This is a genomic window from Marinobacterium sp. xm-m-312, assembly GCF_013283295.1.
In the GTDB taxonomy this organism is placed as follows: domain Bacteria; phylum Pseudomonadota; class Gammaproteobacteria; order Pseudomonadales; family Balneatricaceae; genus Marinobacterium_E.
This window is the reverse complement of the sequence record NZ_WBYS01000006.1, coordinates 67,107-80,695: the sequence shown is the minus strand read 5'-3', so window position 1 is coordinate 80,695 and position 13,589 is coordinate 67,107. Positions and strand designations below refer to the sequence as shown.

General features: G+C 48.9%; 16 protein-coding genes. 6 read left to right on the top strand and 10 right to left on the bottom strand.

The genetic code is table 11. From position 1 onward, the window contains the following. Positions 1 to 7 precede the first annotated feature (7 nt). The 8 genes from murB to XMM312_RS08735 all read right to left on the bottom strand — a co-directional run bounded on the left by murB (position 8) and on the right by XMM312_RS08735 (position 6,794). Positions 8 to 1,024, bottom strand: a complete 1,017-nt coding sequence (gene murB, locus XMM312_RS08770) for a UDP-N-acetylmuramate dehydrogenase (protein WP_173489101.1) — start codon at positions 1,022 to 1,024, stop codon at positions 8 to 10. Then, positions 1,024 to 1,500: a low molecular weight protein-tyrosine-phosphatase gene (locus XMM312_RS08765; RefSeq protein ID WP_173484306.1), complete on the bottom strand. Its 477-nt coding sequence runs from the start codon at positions 1,498 to 1,500 to the stop codon at positions 1,024 to 1,026. The genes murB and XMM312_RS08765 overlap by 1 nt, the downstream gene beginning before the upstream one ends. A 31-nt stretch (positions 1,501 to 1,531) precedes the next feature. Then, a complete protein-coding gene (gene kdsB, locus XMM312_RS08760) occupies positions 1,532 to 2,299 on the bottom strand; it encodes a 3-deoxy-manno-octulosonate cytidylyltransferase (protein ID WP_173483214.1) in 768 nt (255 codons plus the stop codon). Positions 2,300 to 2,304: 5 nt separating this feature from the next. Then, on the bottom strand, positions 2,305 to 2,490 hold the full coding sequence (locus XMM312_RS08755) for a Trm112 family protein (protein WP_173483215.1): 186 nt from the start codon (positions 2,488 to 2,490) through the stop codon (positions 2,305 to 2,307). Between the two features lies 1 nt (position 2,491). Continuing rightward, entirely contained in the window at positions 2,492 to 3,481 is a 990-nt protein-coding gene (lpxK, locus tag XMM312_RS08750; RefSeq protein ID WP_173489100.1) for a tetraacyldisaccharide 4'-kinase, read from the bottom strand. 1 nt (position 3,482) lies between these two features. Further along, on the bottom strand, positions 3,483 to 3,893 hold the full coding sequence (locus tag XMM312_RS08745) for a biopolymer transporter ExbD (RefSeq protein WP_173489099.1): 411 nt from the start codon (positions 3,891 to 3,893) through the stop codon (positions 3,483 to 3,485). Positions 3,894 to 3,901: 8 nt separating this feature from the next. Beyond that, a complete protein-coding gene (locus tag XMM312_RS08740; protein WP_173489098.1) occupies positions 3,902 to 4,522 on the bottom strand; it encodes a MotA/TolQ/ExbB proton channel family protein in 621 nt (206 codons plus the stop codon). 67 nt (positions 4,523 to 4,589) lie between these two features. After that, the gene (locus tag XMM312_RS08735) at positions 4,590 to 6,794 is read right to left on the bottom strand and encodes a DNA internalization-related competence protein ComEC/Rec2 (RefSeq protein WP_173489097.1); all 2,205 of its coding nucleotides are present in this window, start codon (positions 6,792 to 6,794) and stop codon (positions 4,590 to 4,592) included. Positions 6,795 to 6,913: 119 nt separating this feature from the next. On the opposite strand from XMM312_RS08735, the gene XMM312_RS08730 reads away from it, so the two are divergent. Next, positions 6,914 to 7,441: a DUF2062 domain-containing protein gene (locus tag XMM312_RS08730; protein WP_173489096.1), complete on the top strand. Its 528-nt coding sequence runs from the start codon at positions 6,914 to 6,916 to the stop codon at positions 7,439 to 7,441. Here the strand turns inward: XMM312_RS08730 and XMM312_RS08725 are convergent. Together XMM312_RS08725 and XMM312_RS08720 are read right to left on the bottom strand one after the other, a co-directional pair. Continuing rightward, complete coding sequence (locus XMM312_RS08725; RefSeq protein WP_173489095.1) at positions 7,409 to 8,104, bottom strand: ABC transporter ATP-binding protein; 696 nt, start codon at positions 8,102 to 8,104, stop codon at positions 7,409 to 7,411. The genes XMM312_RS08730 and XMM312_RS08725 overlap by 33 nt on opposite strands. Beyond that, positions 8,097 to 9,344: a lipoprotein-releasing ABC transporter permease subunit gene (locus tag XMM312_RS08720; RefSeq protein ID WP_173489094.1), complete on the bottom strand. Its 1,248-nt coding sequence runs from the start codon at positions 9,342 to 9,344 to the stop codon at positions 8,097 to 8,099. Before XMM312_RS08720 ends, XMM312_RS08725 begins: the two co-directional genes overlap by 8 nt. 107 nt (positions 9,345 to 9,451) lie before the next feature. Between XMM312_RS08720 and XMM312_RS08715 the strand changes: the two genes are divergently transcribed. From XMM312_RS08715 to XMM312_RS08695, 5 genes are all read left to right on the top strand, one after another. Beyond that, positions 9,452 to 9,787 carry a hypothetical protein gene (locus XMM312_RS08715; RefSeq protein ID WP_173483130.1) on the top strand — a complete coding sequence of 112 codons (336 nt, stop codon included), beginning with the start codon at positions 9,452 to 9,454 and terminating at the stop codon, positions 9,785 to 9,787. Between the two features lie 429 nt (positions 9,788 to 10,216). Next, positions 10,217 to 10,522 carry an SHOCT domain-containing protein gene (locus XMM312_RS08710; RefSeq protein ID WP_217363671.1) on the top strand — a complete coding sequence of 102 codons (306 nt, stop codon included), beginning with the start codon at positions 10,217 to 10,219 and terminating at the stop codon, positions 10,520 to 10,522. Between the two features lie 10 nt (positions 10,523 to 10,532). Beyond that, positions 10,533 to 10,883, top strand: coding sequence for a hypothetical protein (locus tag XMM312_RS08705; protein WP_173489093.1), 351 nt, complete (start codon positions 10,533 to 10,535; stop codon positions 10,881 to 10,883). Between the two features lie 38 nt (positions 10,884 to 10,921). Next, positions 10,922 to 11,347 (top strand): MerR family DNA-binding protein, encoded by a 426-nt coding sequence (locus XMM312_RS08700; protein ID WP_173489092.1) that lies wholly within the window; start codon positions 10,922 to 10,924, stop codon positions 11,345 to 11,347. Then, positions 11,334 to 13,586, top strand: a complete 2,253-nt coding sequence (locus XMM312_RS08695) for a heavy metal translocating P-type ATPase (RefSeq protein ID WP_217363672.1) — start codon at positions 11,334 to 11,336, stop codon at positions 13,584 to 13,586. Before XMM312_RS08700 ends, XMM312_RS08695 begins: the two co-directional genes overlap by 14 nt. Positions 13,587 to 13,589 lie beyond the last annotated feature (3 nt).

The window sequence follows — 13,589 nt, the reverse complement described above, 5'->3', positions numbered from 1 at the left end:
GCTCAGGCTAGGGATAGGCGATCGGCTCTTGCTCTAGGCGAACCGAGAACCGATTAAACACGCTCTGTTTAATATCATCGGCTAGCTCATCAATATCCTGACGCGACCCACCCGCATGATTCACGATCACGAGTGCCTGATCTTTATGAACACCCACTCGTTCACGATAGAGACCTTTCCAACCGCACTGATCGATTAACCAACCCGCAGCAAGCTTTACTCCGGAAGCATCAGGGTAGTTAGGAATCTCTGGATAGATTTGACGTAAACCCTCAAAGCAGTCGTTTGAGACAACAGGATTCTTAAAGAAACTACCCGCATTGGGGAGTACTTCAGGATTAGGCAGTTTAGATTGGCGTACAGCGACCACTGCGTCAAAAATCGCTTGAGCGCTCAGCTCTTTAATCCCTTGGGCATCTAACCAACCCTGAAGTGCCGCATAGGAACATTTAGCTTCAAATTGTTTTGAGAGGCTGAATCGCACTGAAGTGATAATGAAACGGCCAGGGTTTTGCTTGAACAGCGAGTCACGGTAGGCGAACTGACAGTCCGTTTTCTGCATGACTTTAAAGGCGTTGGAAAGCGTATCAAACACCTCTACCTGATCGATCAGATCCGCTACTTCAACACCATAGGCACCGATATTTTGCACAGGGGATGCGCCAACCGAACCTGGTATCAGTGCGAGATTCTCTAAACCATACCAGCCATTTTCAAGACAGTGAGTCACTAGGCCGTGCCAGCTCTCTCCTGCAGCCACTTTAATCAAAACCGACGCTTCTGAGTCTGATTGGATCTCAATGCCTTTCGTTGCAATATGAACAACGCAACCTGGCACTTCATCTGCCAACACCAAGTTACTGCCACCGCCTATCCAAAGAGAAGGAAGATCCTGCTGAGCAATAAAATCGAGCAGTTCAGGAAGGTCATTTAAGTCAGATAACTCAGCAAAAAATTGAGCTTTAGCCGGCATCGCCAAAGTATTGAACGCCGTTAAATCATGCCACGAGTGTATGGTGAGCATTAGGCGAGTCTCACCTCTAACTGCTTAATTAAACCATCGGATGCTGCTTCAATCAGATCAACCACCTCATGAAAACCTGAGTCACCCTCACCATAATAGGGATCTGGTACTTCTGCCCCGCTCTTCCCTGAAAAATCGAGAAACAGGCTCAGGTGACCAGAGTAATGATTCGGCGCAATGGCCTGCAAGTTATCCAGATTGGCCTCATCCATTGCAAGGATATAGTCAAAGCGTTCAAAGTCAGCAGGTGTCGCTTGTCGTGCACGCAAAGGCGTTAGATCGTATCCACGCTCAGCCCCCACTCTGACCGAGCGAGGATCTGGCGGGTTACCCACATGCCATGCTGCGGTTCCCGCTGAATCGACTTCAACTCGATTGGCTAACCAAGGGTGATCATCCAATTTTTTTCGAAAAATAGCATCGGCTGATGGGGAGCGGCAGATATTACCTAAACAGACAAACAACACTCTTATCATTGCACACGACACTCTTATTACTGCAACCGACCTACTGGCCTTCCATTATCCGTTTAAGCCTTTCAAGGTCTTCAGGGGTATCAACACCCGCTGGAGGAGCTTCGACGGCATTGGCTACATGAATCGAAACACCATTGAATAGAGCACGCAATTGCTCAAGGGATTCAGTCTTTTCAATAGGTGCAGGTGACCATTGAACATATGCATTAAGAAAGCCTACACGGTAGGCGTAGATACCAATATGACGGCGCCAAGCAAATAGAGAAGGCAGAGTCTCAGGCAGCTCATCATTGGTCATCATATCTCGCGGCCAAGCGATCGGAGCTCGCGAAAAATAGAGCGCCATGCCGCGAATATCCGTCACAACCTTGACCACATTTGGATTCAAAAGATCGGTTTTCGTCTCGATAGGCTCGGCTAATGTTGAGATGCCTGCATCTTGATGTGCCGCAAGGTTATCGGCGACTTGATCGATCAGCTTTGCTGGAATTAGAGGCTCATCACCCTGAACATTGACGACAATTTCATGATCCGCCAAACCAATCTTATTAACGACCTCTTGGAGTCTATCAGTGCCTGAAGGATGATCCGCAGAGGTCATACAGACCTCTGCACCAAAACCTTTGGCTACCGCCTCAATTCTTGGGTCATCGGTTGCGACAATGACACGACTAGCACCACTCTCAAGTGACCGTTCATAGACGTGTTGCACCATCGTTTTACCGGCCAGCTCAACCAAAGGTTTACCTGGGAAACGGGTAGATGCATAGCGCGCCGGAATAACAACAGTGAAACTCATCAAGCTTACTCCGGAAGGCGCTCTTCACTGGTTAAAGTGCGAGCTTCGCTCTCAAGCATCACAGGAATACCATCACGGATAGGATAGGCTAAACCACTGGTGCGACAGACTAGCTCATTACTCTCCTTATCCCACTCCAATGGGGCTTTGCTGACAGGGCAAACAAGGATATCGAGTAGTTTAGGATCCATTTTATTCTCCGTTAGGGTTAACAACACGTTTCAGTAATCGGGCCAAATGCTCCGTCTCTTTGGGTGCAAATTCCGCCTCTACTGAAAGCGCCCAACAATTATCTGGGGCGATAGAGTGACATTTTACTGCATCTTTATCGGTCATCACCAATGGCAATGAGCGGTATTGATCGAGCAGCTCTTTAGTAATCGGTGCGTGATCTCTTAAAGGGATGGTTTTAAGCTCTAAGCCCAGCCCCATTAGGGTATCAAAAAACCGTGAAGGGTTACCGATACCGGCCAATGCATAGACTGTTTTGCTACCTAGCTCATCAATCTGAAGCGCTTTTTGTTCACCCGATGCTAGGTGTCTAAACGCAGTAGGACGTAGACGATAGGAGAGCGCACCCGGATAGCTAAAGGAGCCCTCACCATTCAACACAACCAGATCAACTTCATTTAAGCGCGACAGCTCTTCTCTTAAAGGCCCTTCCGGCATCAACTGTTGGTTACCTAACCCTCGCACAGAGTCGATCACCGCAATTTCGAACTGACGCCCCATTTGATAATGCTGCAGACCATCATCACTGAAGATGATATCGACCGGGTGTTGGTCAATTAGATGCTGGCAGGCAGAGACTCGATTCGGATCAACAACGACTGGCACTCCTGTCTTTTCAAAGATCATCTGCGGTTCATCCCCAACCACCTCTGGCGAGGTCTGGTTAGAAACCTGCATAGGATAACTTGTTGCCTGACCACCGTATCCACGACTGACCACACCAGGGTTGAACCCCAAGGATTTAGCCAGGGTCACCAAATAGATTAAGAGGGGTGTTTTACCCGTACCACCGACACTGATATTACCGACCACGACAACCGGCACATCCATTGTGACCGCCTGTTCGGTCAGACGAGCACGGCGGCGTCTAGAGATGAAACCATATAGCAGTGATAAGGGACGCAGTAGAACTAGCCAGCCTGCTTTCTGATACCAAGCTTTCTCAATCAACTTAGTCGATCTCTCTGGTCGTAAGACTCAATTGAGAAAACCCCAAGTTTGCTGCTACATCCATGGTGGTAATGACCGCTTGGTGAGGAGTCGATGCATCGGCGGAAATCTTTAGAGGGGTTGTAAGATCACCACCACTCTCTTTTAAAAGTGCTGCCCTGAGGGTTTTAGACTGCGCATTGACCAATGCTTTATCGTTGATTGCGAAGCTACCATCAGCCTTGATAATAATTTCAAGCATATCGACCTGAGCCACCTGGTCTGTCGTTGCTTGAGGGAGATCCACTTTAAGCTGGGTCTCTTTAGTAAAGGTGGTCGACACCATAAAAAAGATCAGTAGCAGGAAGACCACATCAATCAATGGAGTTAGGTTGATGGATATCTCTTCCGATTGAGGTCTTGGAAAATTCACAGAGCGCCCTATTTCAGATCCACTTTGCGATCACCATGGATAATATCGACCAACTTGACCGACTCCTGCTCCATTGCCAACACCAGCGTCGATACACGACGTTGCAAGAAGCGGTGCGCTACCAACGCAGGGATGGCAACCGTCAAACCGGCTGCTGTTGTGATCAGGGCTTCAGAGATACCCCCGGCCAAAAGGTTGGCGTTACCCGTGCCGGAAATCATGATCTGGGAGAAGACTTTAATCATGCCGATCACAGTCCCTAACAGACCCAACAGAGGGGTAATGACTGCGACAGTCCCCAGAGCGTTCAAAAATCTCTCCATCTGATGGATGGCGTCACTGGCGGCATCGGTAATGGACTCTTTCATTACATCGCGACCTGAGCCTGCGTTACTCAATCCGGCGACAATCAGTGATCCTAATGCACTCGCCTCTCTTATCTCTTTAAGACGCTCGTTAGTCAGCTGCCCACCTTTATAGAGCCCCCAGACATCGGCTAGAAGACCCGGTGGCAAAATCCTATCAGCCCTCAGGGCCATTAAACGCTCAACCGTGATAGCAAGTGCAAGAATTGAACAGGCTAAAATCGGCAGCATCAACCAACCACCGGCGGAAATTAACTCTAACAACGAAAAACCTCAAAAAGACAGATTGACTAGCCTAGACGGCCTATAAAAAACCCATAGTATCGCAGCATTAATGAGTTCGCCAATAACGTGGATATAAGTTTGCAAAAGAGTCACTTAGACACTGATCTTGGGTCGCTGTTAATACTATTTCACCCTGCTCCGCTGTATCCAAAAGGGTGATGCCTCGATCGGCCAAACGCTGTTTTACAGATTCATTAGGATGCCCAAAACGATTGTGCTTGCCTCTCGATGCGATCGCAGCCTCCGGCAAAAGTTGATCCAACCAGACACCTGAGGAGGAGCTATGGCTACCGTGGTGGGATAAGACCAACCAAGTCACGGGGGCTAATCGCTGCTGATTGAGCAACTCGATTTCTGCACGGCTGGACATATCTCCTGCAATCAATATTGAGCAACGACCATTTTCGATGTGCAGAACACAACTTTGATCATTATCGGATTGCTGGTTCTGAAGGGAATAGAGCTGAAAACGAACTTCCCCCTTTTTCCAGTTTTGTGATGCACAGGCAGCGCCTCCCGTTAAAGAGGGCTGGCCTGAATAGAATCGTGGTACTGAAAACTGCTCCAAGGTTCTCTCTAAGCCTCCACTGTGGTCAACGTCTGAATGACTAACAATCAGGTCTAACTCTCTATAGCCCAGTGCTCTGAGAGTTGGAAACAGCGTGGCTTGGGCTGCGACCCAACCACTTCGACTTTTAGCCGCCAAATCATAGACCGTCACTCCTTCCCGGGTCTCAATCAATATTGACAGCCCCTGCCCCACGTCCAGAAGACGAACGACATACTCACTCGCATCGGGCCGATTCTGTTTGGGAATTAGCAACGGCAGCAGAAGCAGTAGACTCATCACTCTGAGGCGTCCAGGAAGAAACAGTAATACCAAAGCAACCAAGCCCACAAAGAACCCAAACATCTCGGGAGTTTGCCACTGAGCATGCAGACCGATCACTGAATGAAAAGAGAGTCCATGCCAAAACCCTGAAGCCCAAAATTCATAGAATGCTAAGATCGGCTCAAAGACTACAACCAGTGCTAACGTTAGGGGTAACAGCGCAACAAAGAGTGAGACATAGGGGATTGCCCAAAGGTTGGACAGTGCACCGCCCAAGTTAAACTGTCCTAAACCAAAGAGCAGAATTGGCAACATGGATAGGGTTAAAAAGAGCTGTACTGAGAAGATCTTTATCAGCCTTGAGTGGCCATTGCGCCACTTGGCGAACTGAATCAACAACCCTACCAGACTAAACGAGAGCCAAAAACCAATCTCTAAAATTGATAGTGGCTCATAGACCAGAACCAAAAAGAGTGCGATTTTAAGCCGTTTCATGGGGTCTATTCGCCGTGCGAACAACTGTGGCAGCAACAAGCAGATCGCCATGATCCAAGCCCTCTGCAAAGGCACACCAAAGCCACCAAACCAGAGATAAAAAGAGGCTAAACTGATCGCACATAAAACGGGGAGGGTTTGTATTATCGAGGCAGGCCTAGGACCCAAGTACTGGATCGACACCACAACCAACCTACCCAATAGAAGGCCTGTTAGACACATCACCCCTAGATGTAATCCGCTAACAACCGCTAAATGGACGGTACCACTGACCCTAAGAAGCTCCCACTGACTGTCATCTAGATCCCCCCTGTAACCCAAAACAAGGGCGGACATCAGAGCGGATGCCGACTGGCTCATATTATGATTCAGCCAATCATGTACCCGTTGCCGAATGGAACTGTGCTGCTCATGTTTTATCAGCTGTTTGACATACCCTGACCCACCAATCCCCTGCGCAAACTCTTTTCTGCGTCGATCCGGACTAAACTCATTTTGGTAGGCATTCAGTGGACCCACCTTGGCCAGCACTTTAATGCGATCGCCAGCCGCTATTCTCACCTCAGAGTCGTATAGCCCCAGTCGCACACGCTCGATTCCCATCAACTGAACAGGCGCACTCTCTATATCCAACATCAGTGATTGAAAGCCCTCAGGAGCCTGAGGCTGCAAGTTGATGACCTGTCCTTCAATCTCAAACTCATCTGGCACAACGCTTATTGGTAAGGTTTTAGAGAGCCCATCAACTGCGTGCCACTGGGCCACCATAAAACCGAATAGAGCAAACAGCAGATGAGATCTAAGTGTAGGAGAGCTCCACCAAAGGCCAAGCGTTCCTAGGGTTAAGATAATAAGAAAATAGGATCCCCAACTGACAGATGGGAGGTAGGCGTGCCCAAGCACTGCTAAAAGAAAACTGATCATCCTTGATCCAAGCCAAATTATTTATTCAATCTAGCAGAAGTTTCAGTAATAGCAGGTTGGTTTATTAATAATCGAAGGGCATAATCTGACTTCCAAATAATTTGATAGGTCGTTCAGGGATGCCACGTAAGCTTTTAAAGCGTTACATGCCGAAACAGGATGCTTTAAAAAGTCATAAGCATCTTAAATGGCTTGGTGAACATCTTCACAACCCAGACCTATTCCATTTGACTCGAAAGTCCGCCGCCAAAGCGTTTTTGGTGGGTATTTTCTGTGCTTTTCTTCCCATTCCTGGTCAGATGCTTGTGGCCGCTTTTTTGGCACTCTGGATTGGCTCAAACCTACCCATTTCGATCGGGCTAGTTTGGTTAACCAACCCTATCACCATGCCACCTATTTTTTATACGACCTATAAAATTGGGGCGTGGATTTTAGGAACGCCGCCGGTCAAAATCAGCTGGGAGTTACACACCATCCATTCAGAGCTGGCAACGATCTGGTGGCCCCTACTGACGGGCTCTCTTATCTGTGGAGTGCTATTTTCTGGGATCAGTTATCTAACCATCAACCGCTTGTGGATTTGGCAAGTGCGACGCCGTTGGCAGAAACGTTTACTAAAGGCTCGTGCTAGCAAACACCTCAACTAAACCCCCCTCTTTCAACTCAAGAACACGATCCATACGTTTTGCCAGGTCATGATCATGAGTGACGACAATCTGTGCCACCCCCTGCTCCTGATTGAGTTTCAGTAGATACTGCTCAACATCTTCAGCGGTATGAGGATCAAGATTACCGGTCGGTTCATCCATCAAAACACAAGCGGGCGTGTTTGCCAGAGCACGGGCAATCGCGACACGTTGACGCTCTCCCCCACTCAACTTAGCGGGTTTATGTTGTGCTCGTGACGAGAGACCGACCTGATCTAGAAGATAAGCTGCACGCTGCTGAGCGGCGTCAACAGACACACCGCCCAAGAGTTGAGGTATGGCGATATTCTCTAACGCAGAAAACTCCGGCAGCAGGTGGTGAAACTGAAAGACAAAACCAAGTTGCGAGTTACGAAGTTCAGCGCGGCGATTCTCGGAAAGCTGACTGATCGATTCACCTGCGATAACCACCTCACCAGCGGTAGGTGTATCCAGCCCTGCCAATAGGTTGAGTAGCGTACTCTTACCACTACCTGAGGAGCCGATGATGGCCACACGCTCTCCGGCAGCCACAGATAGATTCAGATCATTAATGATGATCAACTGACGCTCAGCTTCATCAAAAGAGCGGCATAGTTGGTTTGCAACCAAGACATTACTCATAACGAAGCGCCTCCGCAGGTTCGACCTTAGCCGCTCGCCAAGCAGGATAGAGCGTAGCTAGGAAGCTCATCGTGAGAGTCACGCCAATCACCAGCGACACATCTCCTAATTGAAGCTCAGAGGGTAGATAACTGATGAAGTAGACCTCCGAAGAGAGGAATTGAATGCCTAACACCGACTCTATCCAAGCCACCAGATCAGAGACCGTCAGCGCTAACGTAATGCCTAAAATAGCCCCCAGCAGAGTCCCTAGTAATCCTATAAGGGAACCTTGAATCATAAAGATCCTCAATATCACCCCTGGCTTCGCGCCTAGAGTACGCAATATTGCGATGTCGGAGCGCTTATCGGTAACCACCATCACCAGCGTCGAGACAATGTTAAAACCGGCAACAAAGACGATCAGGAACAGCAGCAGTCCGATCATTCGTTTCTCTAACTGAATTGCTTGAAATAGATTGCCATGGGTTCGAGTCCAGTCAGAGGTGTAGACAGGATGATTCAACTCTCTAGCCAGTTCATAGACTCGAGTAGGCGCACTGAACAGGTCATTGAATTTAATCCTAAGCCCTTCAACGGCGTCACCCTTAATTCGTTTCAAACGGGCTGCATCCTGTAGATGAACATAGGCTAAATTGGCATCCAACTCAGCACCGACTGAGAAAATACCGGACACAGTAAAACGCTTTAGGCGGGGAATCACACCGGCCACACTCACCGACGCTTCAGGCAACACCAGGTTGACCTTATCCCCCATCGATACGCCCAAAAACTTAGCCAGAAGCTCACCTAAGACAATCTGATACTCTCCTGCATGCAGGGAGTTTAGATCACCTAAGGTCATCTGACCGGCGGCTATCGAAACACTCTCTTCCAGCTTTGGATCAATACCTGATACCAATACAGGCTGAACACGACCGGAAGCGGTCAGCATCCCTTGAGCCTGAACAAAGGGTGCCACCCCTTCGACGTCAGGCGCAGTCAGAAGCGTTTCACGTAGTGGTTGCCAATTATCTAACGGAGCGTTGTATCCATTGATGGTAGCCTGTGGAACCATACCAAGTATCCGCTCTTTCAGCTCACGATCAAAACCGTTCATGACACTCAGTACTAGAATCAATGCAGCCACACCGAGCATCAGTCCGAGCGTCGAAACTAAGCTGATAAAGGATATGAAGTGGTTTGAGCGGTTTGCTCGGGTGTAGCGCCAGCCAACAAAAAGAGAAAAGGGATTGAACATCGACTGGCGATTTCCTAGATAATGAATTGAAGCATAAGTTAACAATTCTGACCGCTTGAGTGAACCTAATTCAGGGAGTATTTCGCGATTAACATTTAAAATCGCCGATGAAACCTCTATTCTCAGCACAGCGTATCTTTGGGGTTCTGAAAAACATGCTCGACAATAAAAAACTTCACCACATTGGAATAGCCGTTGGCTTGATTGGCTTGGGCTGCTGGTATCTAGTTGCAGAGCGACTTTCATTATTCAGCCTGATTACGGAACAGTTCCCAGAATCTCACAAAGGCGCAGGTTTAATGGTCGCAATTATGGTAGTGATGACACCTGGCTTCTTCATATGGAAACACTACAACCGTTGGTTAGAGAAGGTACTAGCCATCAAGGGGAGGTACTATGAAGATAGCTACTATCAGAATGACTCAGAAACCAAACAGAAGTAATTAACCAAGCGAATTAGCTTCTCGCTATACTCTCCTTGGTAGGCTTAAACACTGACTCTGTAATAAATTTTCTCATTAAATGAGCGGCTGAAATCGGCACATAGCCGCCCTAACACGACTGGGACAAGCACTCAAAAGCAGACTTTCGAAAAGCTACAAGATAAACAGGGAACTAGCGATTTACGAGTTTTGAGACTCTCGCAGGTAAAACTATTCGAGCTTGTTTCATCACCAAACTTTCGATCCCATTCAACGAAAGATCTGTCCACTGTCCATGAGAGTTCCTCATACACACGGTTTTGATACCGCTCGTTCATATGGATTTCCAACTTTTTCGTCTTCAATCCTTGACCTATGAGCGACTCACAGGTTTAAGCTAAGATTATATCGACTATTTCCTATAGTAATGCGCAAGCAGGAGAACGACTTATGGATAAAAGATTAAGGCTATACGCAGCAACGTCAATGCTCCTCAGCGGAATTGCGGTCGCAGACCCCGACGGTGATTACCACCCTATGGCCTGGGGATTTGGAATGTTTGGTGGTTTCGGAATGCTAGTGTTCTGGGGCATTCTCATTTTTATCATCGTACTGGCCGTCAAATCTGTTCGAACTGGACCCAAAGAATCCAATAATGCCCGCCGGATTCTCGATGAACGCTACGCTCGCGGCGAGATTGATGAAGAGGAATATGCGAAGCGTAAACGTGTACTCAGTGACTTCGAGTCAGATTAAGGGAGGCGATATGGATACGCATAAAATTGGTATTAACGAAGCATTTTTGGTTAAACGCAAACTAAAGCTCAGTGGTCTGAAGGAACAAAATCTGGAGGAACTTACCGCTGAGATCCAACTGATAAGAGGTATCGATACTGTGGGGTTTGACTCGACACGTGAGCGGATGCAAGTGTCATATGATGCATCCATCACAAGTATAGATTCCATCCTACAGGTACTTAAACAACACAGCGTCGAACCAAAAAAAGGCTGGTGGAACCAATATAAGCTGGGGTGGGATCGACAAATCGACCAGAACGTTCGCGATAATGCCAAGCATGTGCCTCACTGCTGTAGTAAACCGCCACCAGGACATTGATCCAGTTTTGTGAGTCGAGAAATAAAATGGAGTCTTTCATGCAGGTAAATGAAGTTGCAAAGCTACTGTCTATCACGCCCGATACCGTGCGGTTTTACTCTCGCGCTGGTCTGCTGAAACCTCAGATCAATCCAGACAACGGGTACAAGCTTTTTTGTCCATCGGACATCAACCGGCTCAAGTTCATCCTGGCAGCGCGTAGCCTGGGATTCAGTATCGATGATGTTAGAGAGATATTCGCGCGGACGGATAATCAGCATTCGGCCTGTGGTTTGGTTAGGGACATTATCAACCAGCGTCTGGAAGAGACTGAAGCCAGGTTCCGTGACATGGTCGCGCTAAGAAACCGCATGATTGCAGCCGCTAAAACCTGGAACGAAATGGAAGACCAGTGTCCTACCAACGAGTCTATTTGCCACCTCATTGAAACGTTTACAGAGGATGAAGCTCATGAACAGCATTAAGGTCGCGAAGCATCCAATTATTCTGGATATTCAAGGTGCCAGTTGCGCTGGATGCGTCGCTAAAATCGAGAAATCGTTGAAAGCAGTACCCGGGGTGACTTCGGCTGAAATGAACTTTGCTGATCGCACCGCGACGATTGAAGGCGACGTAGAGTCTGATACGCTGATAGTTGCGGTTACTCAGGCAGGGTACGGTGCAAAAGAATCCGAAAACGAGTCCGAAGCTGACAGCTTGGCGGAGAAAGAAGCCGCTGACGCACAGTATTACCGGCAGCTGATGCGCAACGTCGTGGTCTCCTTGAGCATCGGTGTACCGCTGATGATCTATGGACTATTCATCGGTGAAATGTCTGTCACCACCAGCACGGAGAGACTCGTTTGGGGCATTATCGGCCTGGTTACGCTGGCAACTATGGTACTCGCCGGTCGTGGTTTCTATATCGGAGCCTGGAAGGCGTTTCGAACCCACTCAGCCAATATGGATACTTTGATCGCGCTCGGAACAGGAGCCGCCTGGCTCTACTCGTTTGCGGTAGTGACAGCACCCTCGCTTTTCCCAGAAATGGCACGACACATCTACTTTGAAGCGACAACGATGATCATTGGTCTAATCAATCTGGGTCTGGCACTGGAAGTTAAAGCGCGTGGACGCACCTCGGAAGCGATAAAGCGGTTAATCGGCCTGCAACCAAAAACAGCCCGTGTCCTCCGTGGTGATGAAGAGGTAGATCTCCCTATCGATGATGTCGTTATGGGCGACAAGCTACGCGTTCGCCCAGGCGAAAAGATTGCCGTCGATGGCCGCGTTGTCGAAGGGCATTCTTCAATTGATGAATCGATGCTGACTGGTGAACCTATTCCAGTCGTCAAAGAGATCGGTGATGAGATCATTGCCGGCACGCTAAACAAGAGTGGATCGCTACTCTATGAAGCGACGCGTGTGGGCAAGAACACGGCACTGTCACAGATTATCGCTTCAGTTAAAAAGGCACAGAACTCCAAACCGCCGATTGGACGCCTTGCCGATAAGATCAGCGAGTACTTTGTACCCGCGATTATGATCATCGCCATCGTCAGCGCGCTGATCTGGGCCAACTTTGGACCCGAACCCACCATTGCCTTCGCGATTATCTCAGCGACAACCGTACTGATTATCGCCTGTCCCTGTGCGCTTGGGCTGGCAACACCGATGTCCGTCATGGTTGGGATGGGTAAAGCGGCTGAGGCGGGTGTACTGATCCGCAACGGGGAAGCGCTGCAAACCGCCTCTCAGATCACGGCGATGGTCCTTGATAAAACCGGCACTATCACTGAAGGAAAGCCAGCTGTGACCGATATTTTACCGTTAACGGACCTCGACAAAGCAGATCTGTTAGCGCTGGTCGCCAGCCTTGAGACTGGTTCAGAGCATCCACTGGCAGAAGCGATTGTCGAAGCAGCAAAAGCGCAAAGCCTGAGCCTGGAGAAAGTCACAGATTTTCACGCGCACTCCGGTCAGGGCGTCTCTGGCAAAGTCAGTGGGAAAACGGTGTTACTGGGTAACGCATCATTTATGAAGCATAACGAGATCGACGTCAGTGCTCAGGTCGATGAAGCCCAGCGCCTGGCCAGTCAGGCGAAAACGCCGATGTTTATTGCAATCGACAATCAGTTCGCGGGAATTGTTGCCGTCGCTGATCCTATCAAAGCTGATTCCAAACTGGCCATTCAGCGCCTGCAAGCTCAGGGCATGAGGGTCATTATGCTAACCGGTGATAACAGTGCAACGGCTAAAGCCGTAGCCGCCCAGGTGGGTATCGATGAATATCATGCCGAAGTGATGCCTGAGGATAAGCTTGCCCATATCGAAGCACTGCAAATGGCGGGTGAGATTGTCGGCATGACGGGGGATGGTATTAACGATGCACCGGCGCTTGCTAAGGCTAACGTGGGCTTTGCGATCGGCACCGGTACGGATATTGCGATCGAGAGCGCGGATATCACCCTAATGCGCGGTTCACTTCACGGACTGGCCGATGCCGTTGCAGTCAGCAAGGCGACCTTGCAGAACATTAAACAGAATCTGGTGGGCGCATTTATCTACAACGTTGCGGGCATACCGATCGCTGCGGGCCTGCTGTACCCAATCTTTGGCGTACTACTCAGTCCAATTATAGCCGGTGGCGCGATGGCCTTTTCGTCTCTAACGGTCGTCACCAATGCCAATCGATTGCGCCTGTTTAAAGCGCAGCAGCATTAATTT

Excerpts from the sequence above, each read along its gene's own strand:
- XMM312_RS08725 (WP_173489095.1), bottom strand. The coding sequence starts at position 8,104 with ATGAGTAATGTCTTGGTTGCAAACCAACTATGCCGCTCTTTTGATGAA.
- murB (WP_173489101.1), bottom strand. The coding sequence starts at position 1,024 with ATGCTCACCATACACTCGTGGCATGATTTAACGGCGTTCAATACTTTG.
- XMM312_RS08730 (WP_173489096.1), top strand. The coding sequence starts at position 6,914 with ATGCCACGTAAGCTTTTAAAGCGTTACATGCCGAAACAGGATGCTTTA.
- XMM312_RS08720 (WP_173489094.1), bottom strand. The coding sequence starts at position 9,344 with ATGTTCAATCCCTTTTCTCTTTTTGTTGGCTGGCGCTACACCCGAGCA.
- kdsB (WP_173483214.1), bottom strand. The coding sequence starts at position 2,299 with ATGAGTTTCACTGTTGTTATTCCGGCGCGCTATGCATCTACCCGTTTC.
- XMM312_RS08735 (WP_173489097.1), bottom strand. The coding sequence starts at position 6,794 with ATGATCAGTTTTCTTTTAGCAGTGCTTGGGCACGCCTACCTCCCATCT.
- XMM312_RS08700 (WP_173489092.1), top strand. The coding sequence starts at position 10,922 with ATGCAGGTAAATGAAGTTGCAAAGCTACTGTCTATCACGCCCGATACC.
- XMM312_RS08715 (WP_173483130.1), top strand. The coding sequence starts at position 9,452 with ATGAAACCTCTATTCTCAGCACAGCGTATCTTTGGGGTTCTGAAAAAC.
- XMM312_RS08710 (WP_217363671.1), top strand. The coding sequence starts at position 10,217 with ATGGATAAAAGATTAAGGCTATACGCAGCAACGTCAATGCTCCTCAGC.
- XMM312_RS08695 (WP_217363672.1), top strand. The coding sequence starts at position 11,334 with ATGAACAGCATTAAGGTCGCGAAGCATCCAATTATTCTGGATATTCAA.
- XMM312_RS08765 (WP_173484306.1), bottom strand. The coding sequence starts at position 1,500 with ATGATAAGAGTGTTGTTTGTCTGTTTAGGTAATATCTGCCGCTCCCCA.
- XMM312_RS08755 (WP_173483215.1), bottom strand. The coding sequence starts at position 2,490 with ATGGATCCTAAACTACTCGATATCCTTGTTTGCCCTGTCAGCAAAGCC.
- XMM312_RS08705 (WP_173489093.1), top strand. The coding sequence starts at position 10,533 with ATGGATACGCATAAAATTGGTATTAACGAAGCATTTTTGGTTAAACGC.